The sequence below is a fragment of the Nonomuraea zeae genome, assembly GCF_005889725.1.
In the GTDB taxonomy this organism is placed as follows: domain Bacteria; phylum Actinomycetota; class Actinomycetes; order Streptosporangiales; family Streptosporangiaceae; genus Nonomuraea; species Nonomuraea zeae.
Map to the genome: position 1 here is coordinate 1 of NZ_VCKX01000184.1, position 25,287 is coordinate 25,287.

At 71.9% G+C, this 25,287-nt stretch carries 16 protein-coding genes; 4 read left to right on the plus strand and 12 right to left on the minus strand.

What is annotated here, in order from left to right:
- The 9 genes from ETD85_RS41065 to ETD85_RS41105 all read right to left on the minus strand — a co-directional run.
- On the minus strand, positions 1-3,790 hold a 3,790-nt coding region (locus ETD85_RS41065), incomplete at its 3' end, for a non-ribosomal peptide synthetase (protein WP_138695239.1).
- Between the two features lie 171 nt (positions 3,791-3,961).
- Complete coding sequence (locus tag ETD85_RS41070; protein WP_138695240.1) at positions 3,962-7,183, minus strand: glycosyl hydrolase family 95 catalytic domain-containing protein; 3,222 nt, start codon at positions 7,181-7,183, stop codon at positions 3,962-3,964.
- A gap of 333 nt (positions 7,184-7,516) precedes the next feature.
- Positions 7,517-8,881, minus strand: coding sequence for a cellulase family glycosylhydrolase (locus tag ETD85_RS41075; RefSeq protein ID WP_138695241.1), 1,365 nt, complete (start codon positions 8,879-8,881; stop codon positions 7,517-7,519).
- A 225-nt stretch (positions 8,882-9,106) separates the two neighbouring features.
- Positions 9,107-10,537 (minus strand): RICIN domain-containing protein, encoded by a 1,431-nt coding sequence (locus ETD85_RS41080; RefSeq protein ID WP_170247121.1) that lies wholly within the window; start codon positions 10,535-10,537, stop codon positions 9,107-9,109.
- 59 nt (positions 10,538-10,596) lie between these two features.
- Positions 10,597-11,316: a ferredoxin-NADPH reductase gene (locus ETD85_RS41085; RefSeq protein ID WP_138695243.1), complete on the minus strand. Its 720-nt coding sequence runs from the start codon at positions 11,314-11,316 to the stop codon at positions 10,597-10,599.
- Positions 11,313-12,212 carry a carbohydrate ABC transporter permease gene (locus ETD85_RS41090; protein WP_138695244.1) on the minus strand — a complete coding sequence of 300 codons (900 nt, stop codon included), beginning with the start codon at positions 12,210-12,212 and terminating at the stop codon, positions 11,313-11,315. Before ETD85_RS41090 ends, ETD85_RS41085 begins: the two co-directional genes overlap by 4 nt.
- Positions 12,212-13,138: a carbohydrate ABC transporter permease gene (locus ETD85_RS41095; protein ID WP_138695245.1), complete on the minus strand. Its 927-nt coding sequence runs from the start codon at positions 13,136-13,138 to the stop codon at positions 12,212-12,214. The genes ETD85_RS41090 and ETD85_RS41095 overlap by 1 nt, the downstream gene beginning before the upstream one ends.
- An 81-nt stretch (positions 13,139-13,219) precedes the next feature.
- Entirely contained in the window at positions 13,220-14,506 is a 1,287-nt protein-coding gene (locus ETD85_RS41100; RefSeq protein WP_206059174.1) for an ABC transporter substrate-binding protein, read from the minus strand.
- 35 nt (positions 14,507-14,541) lie between these two features.
- Positions 14,542-15,552: a hydroxyacid dehydrogenase gene (locus ETD85_RS41105; protein WP_138695246.1), complete on the minus strand. Its 1,011-nt coding sequence runs from the start codon at positions 15,550-15,552 to the stop codon at positions 14,542-14,544.
- A 193-nt stretch (positions 15,553-15,745) separates the two neighbouring features.
- Here ETD85_RS41105 and ETD85_RS41110 point away from each other — a divergent pair, with 193 nt between their 5' ends.
- Positions 15,746-17,704, plus strand: a complete 1,959-nt coding sequence (locus tag ETD85_RS41110) for a DUF2264 domain-containing protein (RefSeq protein ID WP_138695247.1) — start codon at positions 15,746-15,748, stop codon at positions 17,702-17,704.
- A 3-nt stretch (positions 17,705-17,707) separates the two neighbouring features.
- Here the strand turns inward: ETD85_RS41110 and ETD85_RS41115 are convergent, their stop codons facing one another.
- Both ETD85_RS41115 and ETD85_RS41120 read right to left on the minus strand, forming a co-directional pair.
- Positions 17,708-18,841 (minus strand): substrate-binding domain-containing protein, encoded by a 1,134-nt coding sequence (locus ETD85_RS41115; RefSeq protein WP_206059175.1) that lies wholly within the window; start codon positions 18,839-18,841, stop codon positions 17,708-17,710.
- 79 nt (positions 18,842-18,920) lie between these two features.
- Complete coding sequence (locus tag ETD85_RS41120) at positions 18,921-20,846, minus strand: heparinase II/III domain-containing protein (protein ID WP_138695248.1); 1,926 nt, start codon at positions 20,844-20,846, stop codon at positions 18,921-18,923.
- 100 nt (positions 20,847-20,946) lie between these two features.
- On the opposite strand from ETD85_RS41120, the gene ETD85_RS41125 reads away from it, so the two are divergent.
- A complete protein-coding gene (locus tag ETD85_RS41125; RefSeq protein WP_138695249.1) occupies positions 20,947-21,723 on the plus strand; it encodes an SDR family oxidoreductase in 777 nt (258 codons plus the stop codon).
- Positions 21,724-21,931: 208 nt separating this feature from the next.
- Positions 21,932-23,338 carry a glycosyl hydrolase gene (locus ETD85_RS41130; protein ID WP_138695250.1) on the plus strand — a complete coding sequence of 469 codons (1,407 nt, stop codon included), beginning with the start codon at positions 21,932-21,934 and terminating at the stop codon, positions 23,336-23,338.
- A gap of 102 nt (positions 23,339-23,440) precedes the next feature.
- On the opposite strand, the gene ETD85_RS41135 is transcribed toward ETD85_RS41130, so the two are convergent.
- Positions 23,441-24,466, minus strand: a complete 1,026-nt coding sequence (locus tag ETD85_RS41135) for a polysaccharide deacetylase family protein (RefSeq protein WP_138695251.1) — start codon at positions 24,464-24,466, stop codon at positions 23,441-23,443.
- Positions 24,467-24,743: 277 nt separating this feature from the next.
- Between ETD85_RS41135 and ETD85_RS41140 the strand changes: the two genes are divergently transcribed.
- Positions 24,744-25,052, plus strand: coding sequence for a 4a-hydroxytetrahydrobiopterin dehydratase (locus ETD85_RS41140; RefSeq protein ID WP_138695252.1), 309 nt, complete (start codon positions 24,744-24,746; stop codon positions 25,050-25,052).
- Positions 25,053-25,287 lie beyond the last annotated feature (235 nt).

Consider the following 25,287-nt stretch of genomic DNA (forward strand, 5'->3'; position numbering starts at 1 on the left):
CTCCCGAACTCGGCACTTCCCCGCCCGACCCGACCGTGCCCGACCCGACCGTGCCCGACCCGACCGTGCCCGGCGTGGCTGGGCGCAGCGCGGCCAGGTCCAGGACGGTCGCGCCGGTGGCTTCGGCCAGTTCGTGGGCGAGCCTGAGGGTGTCTCCCGAGGCGAGCACCACCGTGGCGCCGGAGTCGGCGAGCTGGTTCCGCAGCCGCTCGGCCGGGTGGTCGGGTTCGAGCGGCACGTAGGCCGCGCCCGCCCTGGCCACGCCGACGAGCGCGGCGGGCAGGTGCCGGTCACGCGGCAGGCACACCCCCACAACGCGACCGCCACCACCACCTGTGCCGTCTCCACCTGCTGTACCGCCTGGACCACCTGAACGGCCTGGACGACTGCCAAGACCACCCGGGCCGCCCGGGCCGTCTGCGTCGGGCGTGCTGTGCAGGGCGGCGGCGACCTGGGCCGAGAGCTCGGCCAGCTCGGCGTAGGTCAGCTCGCCTGACCCGTCCGCCACCGCCACCCGCCCCGGGTGACGAACCGCTCGCTCCAGCACCTCATGTACGACGGTCCCCGAGCCGGGCTCGGGCAGCGGCGCACCGGCGCCCCAGGCCAGGAGCCGGGCCCGTTCGTCCGCGGTGACCAGCTCGAACGAGGACAAGGGCAGGTCCGGGCCGGCCACCGCGGCTTCGAGCAACCGCATGAGCCGGTCGGCGAAGGATTCCGCCTCTTCCCGGGTGAAGTGGTCAATGTCGTACTCGACCTGGATCTCCACGCCGTCCACCGTGGTGTTCACGAACAGCGTGTACGGCGCCTGCGCACCCCCGCCGCTCAGCTCACCGAGCAGCTCCACGGTGAGCCCGTCGCGTGCCAGCCGCACCGGTACGGCGGGTGGCTGGTAGGACAGCACGACAGGGGTGAGCATCGTGCCACGGGGACGCCCGATGCCGGAGACGGCCAGCCGCTCCTCAGGCGCCAGGCCGATGTGATCGAGCGACCGGGTCGTGGCGGCCGCCGCCTGCGTGATGGCCCGGCGTACGGAAAGTTCGCCGTCGAGGCGGAGCCGCACGGGCAGCACGTCGACGAGCGGGCCGATGAGCCCCTCCAGCTCGGGGTGGGCGCGGTCGGCGACGGCCGCGCCGAGCAGCACGTCGGGGCGGTCGGTCTGGGCCGCCACGAGCAGGCCGAGCACGGTGAAGTAGACCGCGAACGGGGTCGTGCCGGTCGCCGCCGCCAGCTCCCCCACCCGGGTCGCCGTCCGCGCCGGCACGCTGCGCACCAGCCGGGTGCCGCGGAACCGGCTGGGACCGCTGCGGGCGCGGGCCGACAAGTCGTACGGCGGCTCCGCCCCGGCCAGTTCCTCCGCCCAGAAGGCGCGCAGCCGCTCGGTCCTGGCCGGATCCGCGGCCAGCTCCCGCTCCAGCAGGGCGATGTCGCCGACCTGCACGGGCTGCTCCGCGACGGTGCCGGTCAGCGCCGCCATGAGCGCCGCGTTGGACCAGCCGTCGTAGGCGGTGTGGTCGGTGACCACGATCAACTCGGCCACCCGCCCAACACCCGGCCCGGATATCCGGCCGGGGGCCTGCTCAGCGGCTCGCTCGGTCGGTTCGTCGTCGTGCCAGAGCAGGGCCGCGCGCAGGAGCGGGACGTCGGCCGAGAGGTCGAAGCCGTGGACGGCGAGGCGCTCGGCCAGGCCGGGGGCGTACCGGTGCTCCTCCAGCGGGACCGGCGCCGGCGGCCGGACCTCCGCCGTCGGCTCCCCGTCCGGGCCGGTCACCATGACGGTGCGCAGCACCTCGTGCTCGCGGACCAGCGCGTCCAGGGCGAGCCTGACCGGCTCGGCCGAGTCGAGCCCGGTCAGGCGCAGGCGGAAGGCGAGCGTCGTGGCGTTCTGGGTGCGGCTGACCTCGCGCAGCAGCCACATGCCGTGCTGCGCGGCCGTGAGCGGGTACCGGTCCCTGCCCGGGTGGCGGGTCAGCCGGGGCGCGGCGGGCCCAGGTGATGCGGCCCGGGCGGCCGCCACGAGCGGGGCCAGCTCGGCGATCGTGGGCCGGCCCAGGAAGGTGGTGAGCGCCACGCGCGCGCCCAGCTCCCGTTCGATGACCGCGCAGATGCGGGCGGCGGCCAGCGACTCGCCGCCGAGGTCGATGAAATGGTGGTGGACGCCGACCTGCTCGACGCCGAGCACCGCCCCGACGATCTCGGCGAGCCGCCGCTCGGTGTCGTCGCGCGGCGCGACGTAGGGGCCGAGCTCGGGGGCGAACTCCAGCGCGGGGAGCGCGGCCCGGTCCACCTTCCCGGTGGGACCGAGCGGGATGCGCTCCATGAGCGCGATCCTGGACGGCACCATGTAGTCGGGCAGCCGCTCGCGCAGCCACTGGCGCAACCCGGCCTCCGCCAGGCCCGCCTCGGCCGGTTGGACGTAGGCGACCAGCCGCCGCACCCCGCGGGAGTCGTCCTGGGTGAGCACGACCGCGTGGTCCACGCCCGGATGCCGGGTCAGGCTGCCCTGCACCTCCCCCAGCTCGACCCGGAACCCGGCCACCTTGACCTGGTCGTCGTTGCGGCCCGCGTAGTGGCAGATCCCGTTCTCGCGGCGGACGAGGTCGCCGGTGCGGTAGTGGCGTACGCCCTCCTCGTCGGTCACGAACCGTTCGGCGCTCAGCGCCGGCCGGTTCAGATATCCCCGGCCGACCAGCGGCCCGGCCACCCACAGCTCGCCGATCTCGCCGTCGGCCACCGGCCGCCCGCCGGCGTCGCGCACGGTGAGCACCGAGCCCGCGTACGCCGAGCCGATCGGCGGCTCGCCGTCGTCGTCGCGCAGGACCTCGTGGGAGGTGCAGGTGACCGTGCATTCCGTCGGCCCGTATACGTTTACAACGCGGCGAACGCCGGGATTGGCGTAGATGCGGTCGACCAGGGCCCTGGTCAGCGGCTCGCCACCGGCGATCACCAGGCGCACGCCGGAGGGCAGCGGCTCGCTCAGCAGCGCGACCAGCGCGGAGGGGGCGCCGTAGACGCACGTCACCTCGTCACGGGCCGGGAGGGCGGGCAGCGCCAGCAGGTTGTCGGCCACGATCACGGTCCCGCCGCGGATCAGCGGCAGGAACATCTGCGTCACCGATGGGTCGAAGCACACCGACGTGGCGAAGAGCATGCCGCCCAGCTCGTCCGGGTAACGCGTGGCCTCGTGGCGCAGCAGCGCCATGACGTTGCGATGCTCGACGACCACGCCCTTGGGGCGGCCGGTCGAGCCGGAGGTGTAGATCACGTAGGCGGCGTCCGCCCCGTCTCCGGGCACGGCACCCCCGCCATCGGGGCCGGCCGCGTCCGGATCGCCCGGCACGGCGCGCCCGCCGTGCGAACCGGCCGCGTCCGGATCGCCGCCTGCCACCGACTCGATCAGCAGGGCCGCGGCGCCCGAGGCTCTGAGGACGGCCTCCTGCCTCCGCGCAACCGGCTCGGAGGTGATCAGGTGTGCCATGCCCGCGTCCGACGCGATGAACTCCAGCCGATCGGCGGGATAGGCCGGGTCCAGCGGCACGTACGCCGCCCCCGCCCGCCACACTCCCAGCAGGGCCGCGATCAGCCAGTCGTCCCGGTCCAGGCACACGCCCACGGAGTCGCCACGTCCCGCGCCCCGGCTGCGTAACTCGCCGGCGATCCGCTCGGCACGGGCGTCCAGCTCGGCATAGGTCACGCGGGCCGAGCCCGCGACCACGGCGACCCGATCAGGGGTACGCCGTACCTGATCCGCAAAAGCCTCGTGTACTCGCTCCGTCTCCTGGATGCCTGCCACCGGCGAACTCCCCCGTCAGGTCGGAATTGATCGCGGCAAGGGTTGCACGGCAGCCAGAATGTCGGAATCTTCGGCAGATATCGTTACCATAACAATGATCATGACTCTGAGTGATCAGACGAGCGAAGACGGTAGGACGGCGCGGCCAGGTGCCACGCCGTCCCGTCCGGCTCAGCCGAAGGCCAGCTCCCGCCAGCTCTTGACCTCCTCCGCGGTCAGGGTCCGGGCGATGACGGCGGCGCGGTCCACCGAGCCGGTCAGCCGCTGCCCGCCGCCCTGGTCGGCGCCGAAGCGCAGCGAGCGGGCGGTGCAGCCGGTGATGCCGTCGGAGGTGGCCTGCCCGGTGGCCTTGCGCTCGCCGTCCACGTAGACGGTGATGGCCCCGGTGCGGTCGAGGGTGACGACGAGGTCGATCCAGCGGCCCGCTGGGAGGGTGGTGTTCAGGCCGACGTTCGCGCCGGCCCCGATGAAGCGCAGCGTGTTGCTCGGGGTGACGTCGATGAGCACGCCGTCGGTGCCGGGGTCGCCGGACCTCTGGGAGTCGAACAACCGGCGGTAGCCGCTGCCCGCGATCTTGACCTCGGCCGCGAACGTCGCCTCGCGCACCAGGCCGAGCGTGGTGTCCGCAGTGGTCAGGTACGTGTTGCCGTCGAGCACCAGGCCGCTGCCGGAGGGGGCGGTGGCGTCGTAGGAGGCGGTGCCGCCGGTGAGGGTGGCGTCGCGGCCGTTGCCCGAGGCGTCGGTCACGGTCCCGCCCTCCTTCGGGTCCCAGGCGACCAGGACCGAGCCCGGCGGGGCCGCGGCGCAGGGCTCCAGGGCGAGCACGGCGGTGGCCGCGCCCTTCCAGGAGTCCCCGGCGACCGCGGCGGCCAGCACCGCGCGCCGCGAGCCGTCCGCGGGCCCGGGCGTGACGGTGAAGGCCGCGGTCAGCGACCGTCCCGGGGCCACGGCGGCCAGGTGCCGGGTGGCCGGCTCGGCGCTCCAGCCCTGGGGCACGGTGAGCGTCACGTCGGAGGCGGGCACCGCGCGCCGGCGGGTGGCCGTGACCGCGACCTCGGCCTGGAACGGGACGCCCGGCTGCACGGTGGCGGGCGCGGTCAGCGCGACGGCCGCCTCGTTCTGGATCGTGTACGCCTTGCCCGCGCGGGCGGTCCAGCTCAGGGTGTCGCCGTCGCGGCGCGGGCCGACCTCGTGACCCTGCTCGTCGTAGACGCGGTAGCGGCCGGCGATGAACGGCGACTTGACGGTGATCGGGCCGGTCTTGCCCGGGTGCACGGTGACGGTGTCGGGGGCGCCGTCCTTCCAGGTGGCGTCCACGGTGACGTCGCCGCGGGCGCGCAAGCCGCTCACGGAGCCGTTCCTCCAGGCGGACGGCAGCGCGGGCAGCACGTGGACCACGTCGTGCTGGCTCTGCACCAGCATCTCGGCGATGCCGGAGGTGGCGCCGAAGTTGCCGTCGATCTGGAACGGCGGGTGGGTGTCCCACAGGTTGTCCAGCGTGGAGCTCTTGAGCTGCTCGGCGAGCATCTTGTGCGCGTGGTCGCCGTCCAGCAGCCGCGCCCAGAAGTTGACCTTCCATGCCTTGGACCAGCCGGTGCCGCCGTCGCCGCGCGCGGTCAGCGACACCTTGGCCGCCTCGGCCTCGGGGGTGCCGGGGGTGATCTGGTTGCCCGGGTGGAGCGCGTACAGGTGGGATACGTGCCGGTGGGTGTCGGTCCGCGAGTCCCAGTCGCTCTTCCACTCCTGGAGCTGGCCCCAGGAGCCGACGCGCAGGCCCGGGTCGAGCTTGGCCAGGGCGGCGCTCACCTCGGTCTGGAAGCCCTCGTCCACCTTCAGCTTCCTGGCCGCGGCCAGGGCGTTGGTGAGCACCTCGCGGACGATCTGCTGCGACATCGACGCGCCCGCGGAGAAGTCGCCGTGCTCGGGCGAGTAGCTCGGGGACACCACGAGCCTGCCGTCGCGCGGGTCGGTGTGCAGGAAGTCGAGCCAGAACTCCGCCGCGCCCTTGATCACCGGGTACGCGGTCTCCCGCAGGTAGCCGGTGTCGCCGGTGAAGCGGTAGGTGTCGTACAGGTGCTGGGTGGTCCAGGCGGCGGCCTCGGGGAACCAGAAGGAGCTGGCGTAGTTGTGCACGCCGGTGAAGCCGAACGGGTTGGTCTCGTTGTTGACCACCCAGCCGCGCGCGCCGTACATGTCCTGGGCGGTCTTGCGGCCCGGCGCGACCATGGCGGAGATGTAGCGGTCGTACGGCTCGGTCGTCTCGTGCAGGTTGGTCTGCTCGGCGAGCCAGTAGTTCATCTGCAGGTTGATGTTGACGTGGTAGTCGGCCGACCAGGGCGGGCTGGTCGAGTTGTTCCACACGCCCTGGAGGTTGGCCGGGAGCAGGTCGCTCTCGCGGGAGGAGGAGATGAGCAGGTAGCGGCCGTAGGCGAAGAACAGCGACTCCAGCGCCCGGTCGCCGGTCGCGGCGCCGCCGGTGTAGTTCCTGCGCAGTTGGTCGGTGGGCAGTTCGGACGGCGACTGGCCGAGGTCCAGCCGCACCCGGTCGAACAGCTCGCGGTAGTCGGCGACGTGCGCCTTCCTGAGGTCGTCGTAGCTCTTGCCGGCGGCGGCGTCCACCGCGGCGGTGACCTTGGCGTGCGGGTCCTCGCCCCGGTAGGCGGGGTAGGCGTCGGCGTAGTCGGTGCCGGCCGACAGCACGAACACGGCGCTGTCCGCGCCGGTCATCGTGATCCGGTCGCCGGCGTCGGTACGGGTGCCGCCCTGGGCGATCACCTGGACCTGGGCCTCGAACCGCATCCCGTTGCCGCCGAGCCGCCCCTGGATGGTGAGCCGGCCGCCGGCGGCGGTGACGGTCTTGTCGTTGCGGGGCGAGGTGTGCCGCAGCGTGAACGACACCTTGCCGGCCTGGTCGGCCGACAGCCGCCCGACGATCACGTTGCCGGGGTTGCTGGCGAAGTACTCGCGCGAGTAGCGCACGCCGTCCGCGGTGTAGCCGACGCGGGCCACGGCCTCGCGCAGGCTCAGCTCGCGCCGGTAGCCGGCCGGGCTCTGGGGCGCGCCGGCGACGTCCAGGAACAGGTCCCCGAAGGTCTGGTACGCGCCGAAGCCCGTCTTGGGCTGGCCCAGCTTGGCGGCCACGTCGTTCGGGGCCATCTTGCCGTCGCGGTCGATCTGCTGCTGGACCTCGGCGATGGCGCCCGGCCGGGAGCTCTTCCAGTTGCCGAAGTCGTAGCCGGGAGAGCCGGGGCCGCCGGTCCATAAGGTCTTCTCGTTGAACTGGATCTGCTCGGACGCGACGCCGCCGAAGACCATCGCGCCGAGGGGGCCGTTGCCGATGGGCAGCGCCTGGGTCTCCCAGTCCGTGGCGGGCTTGTCGTACCAGAGGGTCAAGTCATCGGGTGTCTGGTCGGCCCCAGAGGCCGGCTGTGAGGTTGCTTGCGCGTGTGCCGGGGCTGATAGGCCGGCTGCGAGGGCGAACACGACGATCAAACTGGCACTGAATCGTCGCCTCGGGGGGTGGGGCACTGATTCCTCCGATCACACGGGACCATGACCTAAGGAAATAGCACCGAAACCAGCACGCAACAAGGGCGGCATCCGATGTTTTCGGCAGCCGAAAGACCGCCCACATGAAGGCGCCGGGTCTGACCAGTGGCTATGTCAAACCCGGCGACTTCTACGGCCGAAATGATCCGATGTCAGGGGTGCCCTCCTGCCGTGAGGTCAGACGACCTGGCAGGCGGCCCCGTTGAGGGCGAAGGAGGCGGGCTCGGCGGTGTCGCCGGTGTGGGTGGCCTGGAAGCCGACGGTGGTGGCGGCGCCCGGCGCGAGGCCGCCGTTCCAGGCGGCGTTGGTGGCGGTGACCTGACCGCCGGCCGGCGAGTACGACGCGCCCCAGCCGTTGGTGATCGCCTGCCCGGCGGGCAGGGTGAACGTCAGCCGCCAGCCGTTCACCGCCGATGAGCCGGTGTTGGTGATCGTGAGATTGGCGGTGAAGCCGGTGTTCCACGTGTTCATCGTGTACGCCACCCGGCACGAGCCAGCGGGCGTGACCGTGGGCGTGGGGGTGCTCGTGATGGTGGTGGTCACCGTCGGGGTGGCGCCGCCGTAGATGCCGGCCTCCTTGGCCGTGGCCTTGATGCCGTTGGCGCCGTTGAAGATCCGCTGTCCCCAGGTGGTGAGCTGAGCGGGGTCGAAGTTCGCCGCCATGTCCAGGATCGGGTCGGTGTTGCCGCTCCAGGACCAGCCGAGGTAACCGAGGCCGCGGGACACCGCCTCCGACAGCAGCGTCTCGTGATCCACCTCGCCGGCGCCGAAGCGCCAGCCGAACTCGCCGATGACCAGCGGCCAGCCGTTGTCCCTGAACCGGTTGAGGTAGTCGGTGATCGCCGCGGCGGTGTTGAAGACGGCGTACATGTGAATGGACAGCACCGTGTTGCGGCGGCTGTCGGCGTTCAGGATCGTCTGGGCGTTGTCGCGCATCACGTACTGCCAGTCCTGGCCCCAGTTGGGGGCGTCGATCATGAGCAGGTGCTCGAAGCCGTTGCTGCGCATCTTCTGGATGGCGGCCGTGGTCGCGCCGGTCCACTGGGCGGCGTTGGTGTTGCCGATCGGCTCGTTGCCGATGTTGATCACGACGTAGTTCTCCTGGCCGACGAGCGCGCTCTTCTGGCTGATCCAGTAGTTGACCGCCTCGTCGAGCGTGGCGGCCGCGCCGTCCTCGCCGTACCCGGTGGTGTCGTGCACCTCCAGGACGCAGATCAGCTGGTTCTGCTTGCACAGGGAGATCACGTTGGCGACGTCGGTGGACGGGCCCCAGCGCTTGCCGCTGCCCAGCACCACGCGCACGGTGTTGGCCCCGAGCGCCTTGACAGCGGCGAACGAGCTGGTCTGGTTCGTGTACCAGACGTGCGGATGGTTGACCCCGCGCATGGTGAACGTCCGGCCGTTGGCCTCGACGATGTTCGTACCGCTGACGTGCAGGCCCACGGCCGCGTTCGCGGGCGGGACCCTCATGAACAGGACAGCGCTCACGACCAGTGCGACGATCGCCGCGCCGGCCGCGGCGATCCATGGCATGGATCTCATCTCGGCTCTCTCCTCGCTGGGTTCGCAACGGTCGGAATGTACGCAGGGCCGTCCGGCCCGTACAGCCGCCGCCGCGCCGGCCCGCGGGCGGCCGGCCCGGCCCCTTGACCATTAAGCAGGGGCCGAGCTGGCCGAACGTGGCAGGCGCACCGCGCGAGCGATCACCGGGGCAGGCCGCCCGGCCATGAAAATTCCACGCCCGGCCGGCTCACCCGGCGGCCTCGTCTACGACTGGACGCGTGACCACTGCTGGTTGGCGCCGCTGTTGCAGGCGTACTGCTGGATGTCGGCGCCGTCGCCGGTGCCGGAGCCGGCCACGTCCAGGCACTTGCCGCTGTGGCGGGCGACCAGCTGGTAGTAGCCGCCGGTGGCCCGCCACTGCCACTGCTGGTTGGCGGCGGTGCCGCAGGTGTACTGGATCACGTTGGCGCCGTCGGCGCTCGATCCGCCCGCCACGTCCAGGCACATGCCGCTGTTGACGTTGACGAGGCGGAAGTATCCGCCGCCCGCGTCCTCGAAGTACCACTGCTGGTTCTCGCCGCCGTTCCAGGCGTACTGCTTGACCTCGGCGTTGCTGGCGGTCGACGCGGCGATGACGTCCATGACCCGGCCGCTGTTGCGGTTGACCACGCGGTGGTAGACGGACGCGGGCGTCGGCGGCAGGCCGTCGGAGACGCCCCACGAGTAACGGAGCTGGTCGCGTCCCGAGGCGCTGGTGGTCGAGAGCGTGAGGTTCGTGCCGCTGCCGTTGATCTCCTGCAGCCGGTACCAGTCGTTGACGCGCACGCCCGGCCAGTAGACCGTGCCCAGGCCGAGCGCCCTGGCCTCGGCGGCGACGCCCCGGACGAACGCGACGAACGGGTCGCCGAGCGAGGGGTGGTCGTAGTCGCGGCCGTCCGTCATGGGCGCGCCCCACTCGGTGATGAGGACCCGGCCGGCGTAACCGCCGACGCTGTCACGCAGGTTCTGCCGCCACTGCAGCTCGCTGGTGAGGCTGTTGTTGAAGAACCGGTAGGTGTGGAAGGAGATCAGCGTGCCGTCGAAGCGGCTGTCGCTCCCGATCGTGGCCAGCCGCTGGTTGTAGCCGGCGCCGCTGATGATGACCCGGCCCCGCGGCACGGAGGGGTAGTTGCCCAGCCATTGCGCGGCCAGGTTCTTCCAGTTCGCGTCGCTGTATCCGTGGGGCTCGTTCATCGGCTCGAAGTGGACGAGGCTGTTGCCCCCGTACCTGGCCACGATCTTCTGCCACATCGCCCAGAACTGCGTGGTGTCGTCCACCAGGCCGTCACGCGAGCTGTCGGCCTCCCAGTAGCTGAGGATGACCTTCATGCCCTTGGCGGTCGCCATGTCGATGGCGCCGGTATAGGAGTTCCAGTACGCCCCCGAGACGGTGGGGTGGTTGACCGGCAGGCGGACCGTGTTGGCCCCCAGGTTGGCCTGGAAGCTGGACAGGATCCGGTCCGCCTTGGCCTGCGTGGTCGCGTAGCTGTCCGAGGTGCTCAGACCGCCGAGCACGAGCGTGTCGTCGACGAAGTTGTCGCGTTCGTCGGCCCAGTTGACGCCCCTGAAGCCGTTGGTGGCCGCCTGGGCGGTCGTGGTGACCGCGGCCACCGCCCAGACGACCGTTCCCGCCGCCAGGGCGAGGGCCGTCCCCAACCGTAAAAGCCTGCCGTTTCCTCTCATCGTGCCGTCCTTCCTGTGCTCTGTTGCCTCTGTCACATGGAGGTGCTCATTCGCTCAGGCGTGTGGACGGGGGCGACGATGTATCTCGTCGTGGCCCACACGAGGTACAGCAGGGGCGCGCCCAGGAGCAGCACGCCGATCACCGGTTTGGTCAGCACGACGTACCCGGCCAGGCCGAGCACGACGATGTTGAGCGCGGCCAGGTGCCAGCGCCGCGCCACGAGGTAGACGCAGGGGCGCAGCAGGGCGCGCACCGGCTCGTCGCGCGGCTCGGCGAGCAGCACGAGTACGGCGACGGTCACGGCCGCCACCAGCGCCGCCGCCGTGCCGAAGAACGGGACGAGCGCCGGCCCCCAGCCGGTGCGCGCGACGACCACGGCGTCGAGCCCGAGCACGCTGACGGCCGCGGCCCCGCCCGCCCAGACCAGCGCCGCACGGCCCGCGCCGCGCCGGTAGCCGGCCCAGAACGGGCGCAGCACGACGGCCGTCCCCCCGTCGCCCAGCGCGGCGAAGCAGGCGAACGCCCCGGTCAGGGCGGGCGCGCACAGCGGTGACAGCGCGACGAAGAACGGCCACGACGCGATCGGGTCGCGCACGATCGCCAGCGCCGCCAGGAGCGGCGCGAAGGCGACCGCGAGCAGCACGTTCGTCATGAGCCCGACGTAGACGGTCCCGAAGACCTTCTCGTACGTGGTCTGCGCGGCCGGCCGCAGCAGGCGGCGCACCCCGGTGACCCGCCCCTGCGCGCTCATCCCTTGAGCCCGCTCGTCGCGATGCCGCGGATGAAGTAGCGCTGGCCCAGCAGGAAGATGACCAGGATCGGCAGCACCGACAGCACCGCGCCGGCCATGATCATGGCGTACTCGGCCTCGTACTGCCCGACGAACGAGCGCAGCCCGAGCTGCACGGTCCACAGCTCGTTGCTCGTCAGGTAGATGAACGGCCCCATGTAGTCGTTCCAGGTGTTGACGAAGGTGAGCAGGGCCAGGCTGGCCAGCGCCGGTCTGGACAGGGGCAGCATGATCCGCCAGTAGATGCCGTACTCGCTCAGGCCGTCGATCCGCGCGGCCTCGCACAGGTCGTCGGGGATCGACATGTAGTACTGGCGCATGAGGAAGACGCCGAACGCGCCGAACGCCTGCAGCAGGATGATCGACCAGTACGTGTCCGTCAGCTCGGCCCGCTGCATCATGATGTACTGCGGCACCATGTACGCCTGCCACGGCACGGCGATCGTGGCGATGTAGGCGACGAACAACGCGTCCCGGCCAGGAAAGCGCACCTTGGCGAACCCGTAGGCGGCGAAGCTGCCGCTGAGCACCTGCAGCAGCGTGATCGTCACGGCGAGGAACGCCGAGTTGCCCAGATAGGTCAGCAGCGGGATGCGCTGCCAGATGTCGACGAAGTTCGACCAGCGCAGCTCGTCGGGGATCCACTCGATGGGGATGGTCAGGACCTCGTTGTCGCGTTTCAGCGACGACGACACCATCCAGCCGAACGGCACCAGCACCAGCGCCGTGACCACGGCGAGCGCCACGTAGGTCGCCGCCGTGCGGACGGGACCCCGGGCGGGCCGGTCCACCCCGTCCGGCCCGGACGGCGGGCGCGGCCGGGCCGCGGCCGGCGGAGCCTCGCGCAGCGTCGTCATCAGCCGTTCCTCCGTTCGTTGAGCCGGAACTGGACGAGGGTGGCGGTGAGCACGATGAGGAAGAGCACCAGCGCGATCGCCGAGGAGTAGCCGAACCGGCCCTCCCTGATGCCCTGCTCGTACACGAGCTGGGCCAGGACCTTCGTGCTGCGGCCCGGGCCGCCGTCGGTCATGACCACGATGAGGTCGAGGACCTTGAAGCTCTGGATGGTCAGCATGACGACGACGAAGAACGTCGTCGGCCGCAGGCTCGGCAGGGTGATGCCCCAGAAGCGCTGCCAGGCGTTGGCGCCGTCCACCGTGGCGGCCTCGTAGTACTCCTTCGGGATCGTCTGCAGGCCGGCCAGGTAGAGCACCATGTAGTACCCCATGTCCCGCCACACGCTGGTGATGATCACCGCCGGCATGGCCCAGTCCGTGCTGGCCACCCACCGGGGCGGGCTGTCGACGCCGAGCGCTTCGAGCACCTGGTTGAGCGGCCCGGCCGTCGGGTTGAACAGCATGTTCCAGACGATGGCCACGGCGACCAGCGAGGTGACGTAGGGGAAGAACGCCGCGGTGCGGAAGAGGACCATCCCGCGCAGCTTGCGGTTCAGCACGATCGCCAGGCCGAGCGCGGCCACCAGCGTGAGCGGGATGTGACCGGCCGCGTAGAAGAGCGTGTTGCGGAGCGCGACGTGGAAGTTCTCGTCACCGAGCATGCGCTGGAAGTTCTTCAGCCCCACCCACTCGGGCGTGCTGTAGGAGTCCCAGTCCAGGAACGCCAGCGCGAACGCGGCCACCATCGGGACGAGAGTGAACAGCGCGAAGCCGAGGAAGTTCGGGAGGATGAAGCTCCATCCGATGAGGATGTCGCGCCACGCGCGCTTCCTGGGGGGCGGCGCCTCCGGCGCGGGCCGCGCCGGAGGCGTCATCACATGGGCCATGACCGTCCTTCTGTGACGTCTGAAAGGGACCGGGACGCGGCGGGCGCCGGAGGCCGGCGCCGCGGGCCCGCCGCCGGTCACCTAGTTGAGCGCCTCACTCTTGACGCGCTCGTTCATGGAGCGGATGCCGTCCGCGGCCGTCTTCTCGCCGACCATGATGAGCTGGTGCTCCTCGTTGAGGATGGTGTCGATGTCGGACGCCTTGTCGCTGACCGGCATCTCCAGCGTGACCTTGTCCGGCGCGAAGGCCTTCTTCGACAGCTCGTCGGCGGGCATGCCCTCACGGGAGAAGTACGCCTTGGTGATCTCGGGCGTCTGCAGCGCCGGCACCACGCCCACCTTGGTGATCGCCTCCGCGCCCGCCGGGCCGGCGGCGAACTGGACGAACTTCTTGGCGGCGTCGGCGTGCTCGGCCCGCGCGTTGACGGCGAAGGCGGTCGGCGAGCCGAACGTCGTCACCCCCGAGCCGCCGGGGCGCTGCGGCATCGGGGCCAGCCCCCAGTCGACGTCGGTGGCGCCCTTCCCCTTGGCCTCCAGGATGCCGGAGACGTACCAGGTGCCCATGGGCATCATGGCCGTGGCGCCGGTCTCGAACTGCGTCCGGTAGTCCGACTTCTGCGCGGTCGCGGTGCCGAAGTCGAGCGTCGCGCCGGACTTCTGCAGCCCGAGCGCCACCGCGTACTGGTCGGTGAAGAAGGAGTAGTCGCCGCTGAGCTGGTCGCCGCCGGTCTGCGCGGCGGCGACGGCCTGCACCACCGACCGCCAGGTGTGGTGGTAGGTGCCGTGGACCTTCTTGCCGCCCTCCTCGCGGGTGAGCTGCTGCGCCAGCTTGACGTAGTCGTCCCAGGTGAGCTGGTCGGGCATCGTGACGCCCGCCTTCTCGAAGAGCTTCTTGTTGTAGTAGAGCAGCCAGAAGTCCTGCCGGTACGGCATCGCGAAATACTTGCCCTGGAGGTCGAAGGCGGGCAGGCCCGCCAGCTTCGCGGTGTCGGTGGCCTTGACCACGTCGGTGACGTCGAGGAGCTGCCCGCGGCTGGAGTAGCGCGAATAGTCGATGACGTTCTTCATCGTGATCACGTCGGTCTTGTCGCCGCCGGCGAGCATCGTGGAGACCTTGTCGGGATAGTCGTCCGCGAGGATGTCCACCGGCTTGATCTTGATGGTGGGGTTCGCCTTCTGGAAGGCGTCGAACAGCGCCGTGAACTCGGGGGTCTTGGCGAGGTTCCACACCGAGACCGACAGGGTGACGTTCCCGTCGCCGCCGCTCGCCGGCTCGCCGGATCCGCCGCAGGCGGTCACGGCGAGTGCGAGCGCGGCCATCGCGCCCAGCCCTCTCATCAGGCGGCGCGAGGTGTTCCAAGCGATCATTGATCCGGTTCCTTTCCGTTGAGCCGGTATCGGGCTCAGGCGCTCACCTTGAACTCGTCCACGGTCACGGCCGCCCTCGGCGACCGGCCGGTCACGTAGCGTTCCAGCTCGTCGAGCGCGCTTTCGCTCATCCGCCGGGTCTCCGAGCCGAGAGATCCGGCGACGTGGGGGGTGATCATCACGTTGGGCAGGCCGTGCAACGGCGAGCTCAGGGGCAGCGGTTCGGGGTCGGTGACGTCGAGGATCGCGTTGAGTCGCCCGGCGGAGCACTCCCCTTCCAGGGCCGCGGTGTCCAGCACGGCGCCGCGCGCCGTGTTGATCACGGTCGCGCCGTCGGGCAGCAGGGCCAGCTCCGGCGCCCCGATGAGGTGGCGGGTGGCGGGCAGCTCGGGGACGTGCAGGCTGAGCACGTCGCAGCGCGGCAGCAGGTCGGGCAGCTCGACCAGGCGCGCGCCGGCCGCGCTCACCTCGGACGGTACGGCGTAGGGATCGGCGACCAGGACCTCCGCCTCCAGGTCGCGAAGCCGTTCGACGACCCGGCGGCCCACCCGGGAGTAGCCCACGATCCCGACCACGCGCCCGCGGTTGGACAGGTCCTCGCGCTTGACCAGGGAGGACCAGGACGCGCGGCGCATGAGCGCGTCCTGGGCGAGGAAGGGCGCCTTCTTCCCGGCGAAGATGATCGCGGCGAGGGTGAACTCGGCGACCGGGATCGCGTTCTCGTCGGCCGCGCTGGTGACCAGGATGCCGCGGCGCCAGACCTCGTCGGTCGCGAACGGGCGTACCGTGCCCGCGCAGTGGAAGATCGCCCGCAGCCGCGGCGCGTCGGCGAGCAGGTCGGGCGTCAGGGGCGGGCAGCCCCACGAGGTCAGGAGCACCTCGGCCTCGCGCAGCCGGCGCCGGGCCGCCGCCGTGCCGAGATCGTCGGTCACGATCGGCTCGCCCAGGTCGGCCAGCGCACGCAACCGGCGCAGCTGCGGCTCCTGGAACTGCACGCCGAACGTCGCGTGATCCATGACCAGCAGGGCCTGCGGTCGTCTCGTCATGCGTCTGGCCTCATGACCACGTTGCTGTGATTGATGGTTCTGCCTCGCTTCACTCTGCCCATCGCGGCAAGCGCTTTCCGATGGCGCCGATCATGACCGATCGTTACAATCGCGTCAATACCTTGTTAATCAGTTCGATCACGTATATCTGATCGATATTGATCGTGCATGCTCGAACAGCTCAGGAGGATGGATGCGCACACTGCGCGAATCCCTGCGGGACCTGGACGACCGCCGGCTCTCTCCGTACACCGGGTGGACGCGGGACCACTGGGCGGCGCTGGCGGACCATCTCCTGCTGTCGGCCCGGCCGTACGCCTCGAACTCCCACGCGCGCGTCTCCTTCCCCGGCGCGCCGGGCGGCTACGGGTCCGACGTCGACGGGCTGGAGGGCTTCGCGCGCACGTTCCTGGCGGCCGGGTTCCGGATCGCTGGCGAGGGCGGGCGCGACCCGCTGGGCCTGCTGGACTGGTACGCCCAGGGGCTCGCCGCCGGGACCGACCCCCGCTCGCCGGAGCGCTGGGTGCGCCTGGACGAGCACGACCAGGCGAAGGTCGAGGCCGCGTCCATCGCCCTGGTGCTGCACCTGACCAGGCCGTGGCTGTGGGACCGGCTCTCGCCCCTCGTGCAGGAGCAGGTCGTCGACTACCTCGCGCCCGCGATCGGCTCCGGCTACCCCCCGATCAACTGGATCTGGTTCCAGATCATCGTCGAGCAGTTCCTCGCCTCCGCCGGCGGGCCCTGCTCGGCCAAGGACATCGACGAGGGCCTGGCGCTCACCGACGGCTTCGCGAGGGAGGACGGCTGGTACGCCGACGGCGCCGAGCGCTCCTATGACCACTACGTGGGCTGGGCGCTGCACTTCTACCCGCTGATGTGGACCGAGATGGCGGCCGGCGAGCCGGCGGCGGACACGCGGCGGCCGGTGTACCTGGCACGGCTCGAACGTTACCTGCACGACGCCGTCCACCTCGTCGGCGCCGACGGCTCCCCGCTCGTCCAGGGCCGCAGCCTCACCTACCGCTTCGCCGCCGCCGCCCAGTTCTGGGCGGGCGCGCGCGCCGGCACGCCGTCACCGGGCCCCGGGCTCCTGCGCCGCGCCGCCTCCGGCATCGCCCGCCACTTCGTCGAGCACGGCGCGCCCGGCGACGACGGCATCCTGACGCTCGGCTGGCACCGGGAGTGGCGGCCGATCGCGCAGTCCTACTCCGGCCCCGGCTCCCCGTACTGGGCGGCCAAGGGCCTGTTCGGCCTGTCGCTGCCGGCCGGCCACCCGGTGTGGACGGCCGTCGAGGAGCCGCTGCCGGTCGAGTCGGGTGACTTCCACCTGGCCGTCCGGGCACCCGGCTGGCTGGTCAGCGGCACCCGCGAGGACGGGGTCGTACGCGTGGTCAACCACGGCACCGACCACTCGCGCCCCGGGACGAACCTGACCGACTCGCCGCTGTACGCGCGGCTCGGCTACTCGACCGCGACCTCGCCGCTGCTGGCCGGAGCGCATTCGGCCGAGCCCTTCGACCAGTCCGCCGCGATCCTCGACGAGAGCGGGCGGCCCAGCCACCGCACGGGGTTCGAGACCACCTTCACCGGCCGGCTTCCTTCCGGGACGCTCGCCGGGGCGTCGCGCTGGCGGGCTCACTGGGTCACCCCTGACGCCGATCAGCCGGATCACGGCAGCGGGCGGTCCGGGACGCCCCGCCTGGGGCCGTGGCTGGAGGTGATCTCCGCCGTGCGCGGCCCCTGGGAGCTGCGCCTGGTCCGGGTGCCGGCGTCCGGAGAGGCGCCGCTCGGCCCGCTGCGTCTCGGCGGCTGGCCCCTGCCCGTGGCCGAGGAGCCCGCACGTGATGGGCGGCCGGCCGCGTCGAACGGGGTCCTGCGCTCCCGGCTCTTCCCCGGACCGGGGCTGGACGCCTCCGGCGTGCTGCACGCCGAGGACGCCACCCCGCTGGCGACCTGGACCTCGGTCCCCTGGTGCGGCACCACGGGACCGGCACGACCGGGCACCTGGTACGACGTGGCGATCTTCCTCGGCGGCCAGGACCCGGCCGAGCCGCCGGCCCTGTCCTGGGACGGCGCCGGGACCGCCATCCTGACCTGGCCGGACGGCACGGAGGACCGCCTGGACACCGGCACGGCGCTCGCAGGAGCGTAGCCGCTACGACGAGGAGAACCGGACGATCAGGCGCGGCTCGATGATGACGCGGTGCGCGGGCCGCTCCGGATCGCCGTCGGCCAGGCGCGCCGCGAGCATCGCGAAGGCCGCCCGGCCGATGGCCGCCTTGGGCGGCCGGACGGCCGTCAGCGGCGGATCGCACAGCTCGGCGACCTCGTCGTCATAGGTCACCAGGGCCAGGTCTCCGGGCACCTGGATGCCGCGCTCGCGGCAGCGCTCCACCAGGCTGATGGCCTCCGGGTCGGAGTGGACGAGCAGCGCCGTCGTCCGCGAGGAGACGCACGCGTCGAGCACGGCGTCCAGCGCCTCCGGCCAGCCGGGATCGCGCTGGTCGACCGTGTTGACGTCGGGCACGGCGTCGAGCAGCAGGCCCAGCTCGTCGCACGCCTGCCGCCACCCGCGCCGGACGTGCACGCTCGTCGGGCTCTGCCGGGTGGTGATCAGCCCGACGCGCCGGTGGCCCAGCGCCGCCAGGTGCCGCACGGCCATGGCGGCCCCGAAGGCGTGGTCGCTGACCACCGATTCCATCGCCTCGCGGTAGTCGCCCACCTCGGCGGCCCGCTCGATGAGGACGACCGGCACCCCCGTGCCCTGCAGCCAGCGCACCAGCTCCTCCCCGTCGTCGCCGGTCGTGGTCGGCGCGACCAGCAGGCCGTCCACCTCGCCCGTCTCGACCAGCCGGGCGAGCTGGCGGCGCTCGTCGGCGGCCCGGTAGGTGGCTCCGCGCAGGACGATCCGCGCCCCGGACGCGGCGGCGGCCTCGCGGACGCCGCGGATCACGTCCGGCCAGTAGTAGTTCAGCGACGGCACGACCATGCCGATGGTGAGCCGCGGCTCCTCCACATCCGCGCCGTCCGCCGTGCGCGGCGCCTCCTCCGGCTCGCCGCTCCCGAGCGCCTCCGCCACGGGGCCGCTCTGGAGCACGGCCCCGCCGCGTACGCGGCGGATGAGGCCCTGCGAGGACAGCAGCGCGATGTCGCGGCGGATGGTGATGACCGAGACGTCCAGCTCCGAGGCCAGCTCGTTGACGCGGACGACGCCGCGCCTGCGCAGCAGCTCGACGACCTGGGCCCGGCGCTCGTCCGGCAACGGGGTCGGCGGGTCCGGGACTGTCACTGTGACACCGGCTTTCTCGAAGGCACCGCTGCGGTGCTGGGTGAAGGGAGTCCGGCGGGGCAGGGGCGGCCTGGGCGCGTCATTCGCCCGCCTCCACCCGCACCTCGAAGGCGCCGCGCGCCGTGCCGGCGAGGAGCAGCTCCAGCCTGGTCAGGCGGTCGCCCCACACGTCCGACAGCATCGGGTCGCCGAGCGGGCGGACGGTGAGCGCGGCGCTCGCGCGGGCCGGGTCCCAGGAGACCAGCGCGGCCCGCCCGCCATCGCGAGGGCGCACGACGACCTGCCCGGCGGAGCGCCGCTCGACCTGCCCGGCCAGGACGAAGTGCAGGACGCCGGGTCCGTCGCCGCCGGTGAATTCCCAGGAGTCCTCGATCGTCACGCGGGATCCGGCCCGGTCGAGCGCGGCCGTGCGCCACCACCGCTCCAGGTCCGGCACCGGGTAGGCGGCGGCCAGGTCCATCCGCACCTCGAAGCGGCCGGGCTCGTCCGTCACCCGGACGTCGCGCGCGCGGAAGCGGCGGCCCTGTCCCTGAGCGACGCCCCGCACCTGGGGGACGTTGTGCCAGTCGCCGCGCATCGTCCAGATGTCGTAGCGGCCGGGCCCGAACGTCTGCGCCGTGTACGTCGGCCGCCCGGCGTCGGCGAGCACGGGCACGCCGTCCACCGCGACGACGACGGAGCCGACGTCGTTGTGGTTGTGGTGCTCGTCGTTGTGCCCGCCTTTGACGGCCAGCGTCAGGCCGCGCGCCGTGCCGGCCGTCGTACGGGCCAGGCCGAGCTGCGTGCCGGGCAGCCAGGTGGTGGCGACCAGCGGCGGCTCGCCCGGCTCGCCGGCCTGCCATTCGTCGTCGACGAGCTCCCTGAGCGCCCGCCCGAGCTCGGCCGTGACGCCGGCCCCGGCCCCGCGCTGCGACCGGGCGTGCCGGACCACCTCGGGCTCGCCGAGCCGGCGGCCCCAGCGGTGCAGCTCGTGCCAGGGCTGGCCGGCGGGCGGCCGGGCCCGCGCGTCCGCGACGTTGAGATACCACGGCCCGCCGAGGTGCATGCGATGGGGAAAGCGGACCGTCTCGCGCACGACGGGGATCTCCGCCGCGCCGAGCGCACCCGACGTGGCGTGCTCCAGGAGGTCGAGCGCCTCCAGCGCGCGGCAGGCGCCGTTCCACCAGTATTCGTAGCCCTCGTCAACGGAGCCGTCGTCCGGCAGTGCCGCGAGGTAGCGGTCGAGGCCGGCCACGGCGCGGGCGACCTGTCCGGCCCGCTCCTCTTCCGGCCCGCCCAGGCGCAGCGCGGCGACGAGGACGTTGCCGCAGATCCACGGGCACCAGTTGTGCACGTCGCCGTCGAGCCCGAGCCAGTGCCAGTCGTCCCGCCGGATGAAGGGGTCGAGCACCCGTCCGCGCACCTCCGAGCGCACGCGTTCGCGCAGGCCGGGGAAGCGCGCGTCCAGCCGGTCGCCGAGCACCTGGTCGGCCCAGGCGAGCTGGGCGGCCACGTCGGCGGCGCCGAGATCGAGGCACGGCGCGGCGAGGTCGGGCAGGACCGTCCCGCGGGGCCGGCAGGTGTCCTCGTGCGCGGGCCAGCACCAGGAGCTCTGCTCGCACAGCTGGAGGACGCCGTCGGCCACCTCGTCCAGCGGGCCGTCCGTGCCGGTGACCGTCGCCACGAGCACCGCCCTGGTCAGGCGGTGCTGGCGCTCGAACACCTGGCTCTCGTACGCCGTGCGGTCGCCGTCGCCGTCGCGGAAGAAGCGCGCGTACTGCGAGGCCAGCGGCTGCGGCCAGGGCGTCCCCGACTCCGCCAGCGCCCGCTCCCGGACGGCGAGCAGGGCCGTGCCCCGCTCGATCCGGGCCCAGACGCCCGCCCCCGCGGCGGGGACCGGCAGCGCCGTCTCCGGCGGCGACAGTGCGCGGGCCAGCTCCGCCGGCTCGGCCCTGGTCCCCCATGTGGTGAGCAGCGGCCCGGCCGCAGGGACCCGCCGCGCGGAGCCGGTCACCGTGTTCGTCATACCCCTCCTCGCTGACGCTCCATGTTACCGATCCGATGTGATCGAAGTTGCATCAATTATGAGAGAACTGATCGAAGCGTCGCACGAGTAAGCTCGTGACGTGTTACTCGAGGGCAAGATCGCGGTCATCACCGGCGCGGGCCCCGGCCTGGGGCGCACCCTGGCGAAACTGCTGCGCGACGAGGGCGCCGCCGTCGTCGTGGCCGCCCGCACCGCGGCCACCCTCGACCAGACCGCGGCCGAGGTGCCGGGCGTGCTGGCCGTGCCCGCCGACCTGACCAGCATCGACGACGTCCAGCGGCTCGCGGGCACCGTGATCGACCGCTTCGGCCGGGTCGACGTGCTGGTCAACGCCGCCTTCCCGGGGTCGCACCGCAAGAACGTCCTCGACATGTCCGCCGGCGACCTGGAGTCCTGGCGCAAGGCCGTCGAGACGGGTGGTTACGGCACGCTGCTGGCCTGCCGCTTCATCGCGCCGCACATGGTGGCCCGGCGCTCGGGCTCGATCGTCAACATCACCTCCATGTCCTCCCGCCTGGGCTACGCCGGGCGCAGCGACTACGCCGCCGGCAAGGCCGCCGCCCACCTGCTGTCCCACTGCCTCGCCGACGAGCTCGGGCCGTACGGGGTGCGGGTGAACTGCGTCGCGCCCGGCTGGATCGCCAGTGACGTGCTGGAGGAGTGGATGCGCACCCGGGCCGCGGCGGAAGGCGTGCCGTTCGAGGAGATCCTCGCCCGCGACGTCTCGGCGATGGCGCTGCGCCGCATCGCCACGGAGGAGGACGTGGCCCGCGCGGTCGTCTATCTCGCCTCCGATCACGCCCGTGCCGTCACCGGCGCGACCATCGACGTCAACGGCGGCCAGCTGTTCACGTGACCGCCTCTGAATTAACCGAGTAAGCAGCGGCAGCGTTCGGCCGCCTTTGTCACAAACCTAATCTCATTGCGTCCACGTAACTGGCAAGTTTCTTTCCATTGACATCGTTGTCACGCGGTCCTATGGTCATGACACTTACCCGGTAAAGCACGCGTGGACCGACCGCCGTCGATCAGGTCCGCCCGTCCCGCCGCATCGAGGAGGATCCATGCGCACCCCCCGCAGCCGGCCGTCCCTGTTACTGGCGCTGACCCTGGCGCTGGGCGCCGTCGCCGGCCTGGCGTCCCCCGCCCAGGCCTTCCCCGCCGCCTCCAGGAGCGAGCTGATCAGCTACCTGGCCGGGATCTCCGGCCGGTACACCCTGTCCGGCCAGCACAACCGCGAGCCCAACAGCGACCCCACCAAGTACACCCGCGTCGCCCAGGGGATCACCGGCCAGACGCCCGGTCTGTGGGGCGGCGACTTCCTGTTCTCCGCCGCCGACATCGCCAACCGGCAGACGATGGTCAGCGAGGCCATCCGGCAGTGGCAGGGCGGCTCCGTCGTGGCGCTGACCTGGCACATGTGCCCGCCGACCACCGGCTCCACCTGCGGCTGGGACTCCGGCGGCGTGCTCAGCCACCTGTCCGACAGCCAGTGGAGCCAGCTCGTCACCAACGGCACCGCGCTCAACACCGCCTTCAAGAACCGCCTGGCCGAGGCGCTGCCCTACCTGCGCCAGTTGCAGAGCGCCGGCGTGCCGGTGCTCTGGCGGCCCATCCATGAGATGAACGACGGATGGTCCTGGTGGGGCGGCCGTCCGGGGGCGAACGGCAGCCGCAGGCTCTACCAGATCACCTACGACTACTTCACGGCGCAGGGCCTGACGAACCTCGTGTGGGTCTGGAACGTCAAGGACCTGAACATGGGCTCGGTCGGCGACTACTGGCCCGGCACGTCGTACGCGGACGTGGCCTCGCTGGACGTCTGGGTCAAGATGGAGCCCTCCGCCTCCGACTACCAGGCGATGCTGAACGTGGCGGGCGGCAAGCCGATCTCCCTGGCGGAGGTGGGCCGCGTCCCCAGCCCCGCGCTGCTCGACGCCCAGCCGCGCTGGACCTGGTTCATGGTGTGGGCGGAGTGGCTCACCGACCCGGCCTACAACACCAACGCGAGCGTGCAGGCCGGCTACTTCGGGCCGCGGGTGCTCAACCGGGGCGAGTTCACCGTCGGCGGCGGCGGATCGCGTACGGGGAAGATCAAGGGGATCGGCGGCAAGTGCGTGGACGTCGCCGCCGCCAACCCGGCCAACGGCACGCAGGTGCAGCTCTACACGTGCGACGCCAACGGCGCGGCGCAGGCGTGGACAGTGGCCGCCGACGGCACCCTGCGTGCCCTGGGCAAGTGCCTCGACGTGCAGGGCGGCGTGAACGCCGACGGCACCAGGGTGCAGCTGTGGGACTGCACCGGCGGCAACACCCACCAGCAGTGGCGCTACGACGGCGGCACCCAGCGCCTGGTCAACCCGGCCACCGGCAGATGCCTGGACGCCGCGGGCCAGAGCCCGGCCGACGGCACCCCGCTGCAGATCTGGTCCTGCACCGCGAACGCGAACCAGAAGTGGACCCTCCCGTAGCAGGGCGCCTCGCGCCGCTGCCCGGCTCGGCGCGGGGATCTGGCAGCCGGGCCGGGCCGGGGTGTGGCGGTGTCCCGTGGATCCGCCACACCCCGCCTGGCGTCAGCCCGTCCGGCAGGAGACCGACGGCCAGGTCCACTTGCCGTTGTGCTGGATGGTGAAGCCGAAGGTGTTGCCGCTGCCGTTCGGCCGCATCGTCATCACGTTGCCGCTGGAGTCCCACGACGGGGTGCCATTCCAGGTCGCGATGACCTTCTGCGGCGGGGACAGGGTGACCGTGACGATCCACGCGTTCGAGCCGGAGACGGTCACCGACAGGTTGAAGCGGTCGCTCCACTGCTGGCCCTGCGCGATCGTGGCGGTGCAGGAGCCGCCGCCGGGCGGCGGGGACGACGGCGGGCTCGTCGGGCCGCCGCCGTCGGGGGCGACCGCCCTGCCGGTGGCCGTCGAGATCATCCCGGCGCACAGATTGCGGCTGCGCAGGTTCGCGGCGATCTGCGGGACGGCGGCCAGCGTCGTCGCGTACTGGTCGTGCATGAGGATGACCTGGCCGTTCTGCAGGCGGCCGGCGGCCTGGACGATCGCGGCGGTGCTCGCGCCGTTCCAGTCCTGCGAGTCGACGTCCCAGAGCACCTCGGTGAGGCCGAGCTGCTGCTCCACCGACTTCAGCGTGGCGTTGGTCTCCCCGTACGGCGGCCGGAACAGCCTCGGCGCGGCCCCCGTGGCCTGCTGGATGACCTGCTGGGTGCGCTGCAGCTCCGACTGGATCTGCGCGCTGCCGAGCTGGGTGAGGTGCGGGTGGGACCAGCTGTGGTTGCCGATCCACATGCCCGCGTCGCGCTGAGCCCTGACCAGGGCCTGGTTGTTCTGGGCGTTCTGGCCCGTGTTGAACATCGTGGCCCGCAGGCCGTTCGACGCCAGCGCGTTGAGCAGGTTGGCGGTGTTGCCGGCGTTGGGGCCGTCGTCGTACGTCAGCCCGACGTATCCCGCGCTGCAGTCGGCGGCGGCACGGCTGCGGCCGGCGGCCACGGCGGACGTGGCGGTGACGGCGGTCACGGCCAGGCAGACGGCGAGGATCGCGCCTAAGAGCGCGGCGATGAGGGCTGAGCGGCGGTTCCGATCGATCATGCTGATCCCTTGATCGTTGGAGGGTGGCTGCACCTGCGGTCATTGTGGAGACGCCTCCGAAACATGTCAACGCCAGTCAGAAATGTTTCGGAAACACCAAGCTCACGACCGTCCCCATATCTCCTGCACGTCGTCTTTCGCTCCCCGAAATGTTTCAATTTCCGGAAATTTCCAGATCAGGCGGCAAAAGCGGCGCCAGGAGCCCGTGGACGCCGCCAGGTGTGAACGTCCCGACCGGTGGTAGCCCATCAACGAGGACGACGACACGGGGGACACCATGGCCGAGGGACTCCTGACCGGCGAGGAGATCGACACCGCGCTGGCGGCGCTGGAAGGCTGGCGCCACGACGGCGATGCCCTGCTCAAGGACGTTCCGGTCACGCCGGACAGCTACGACTGGCTGAGCCGGGCGGTGCTCAACGAGGCCCACGTGCTCGACCACCATCCCGTGATCGAGCGCACCGCGAGCGGCATCCGCTTCCGGCTGTCCACGGCCGACGCGGGCGGCGTGACCGCGCGGGACGTCGAGCTGGCCGCGCGCATCGACCACGTGCTGGACGGCGGAGCCCGGGACTGGGACAACTGAAACTTTCGGGGACGCCGGCCGGCGTCCCGATCCCCGGGCCGAAACCCCGCCCACACCTGATCGGGCAGGTCATCAGGGATGGCCAGGAACGACGCGAACCCCCGACACCGGCCAGGTTTCCGCGACATTACGGGAATCGTTGACAACCCGACAAACTCGTGTCGATACTTTCGCCAGCGCACCGATACTTTCGCAAACCGGTAGTCGCGTAGACGCTGCCGAACCCCTGTCTCTT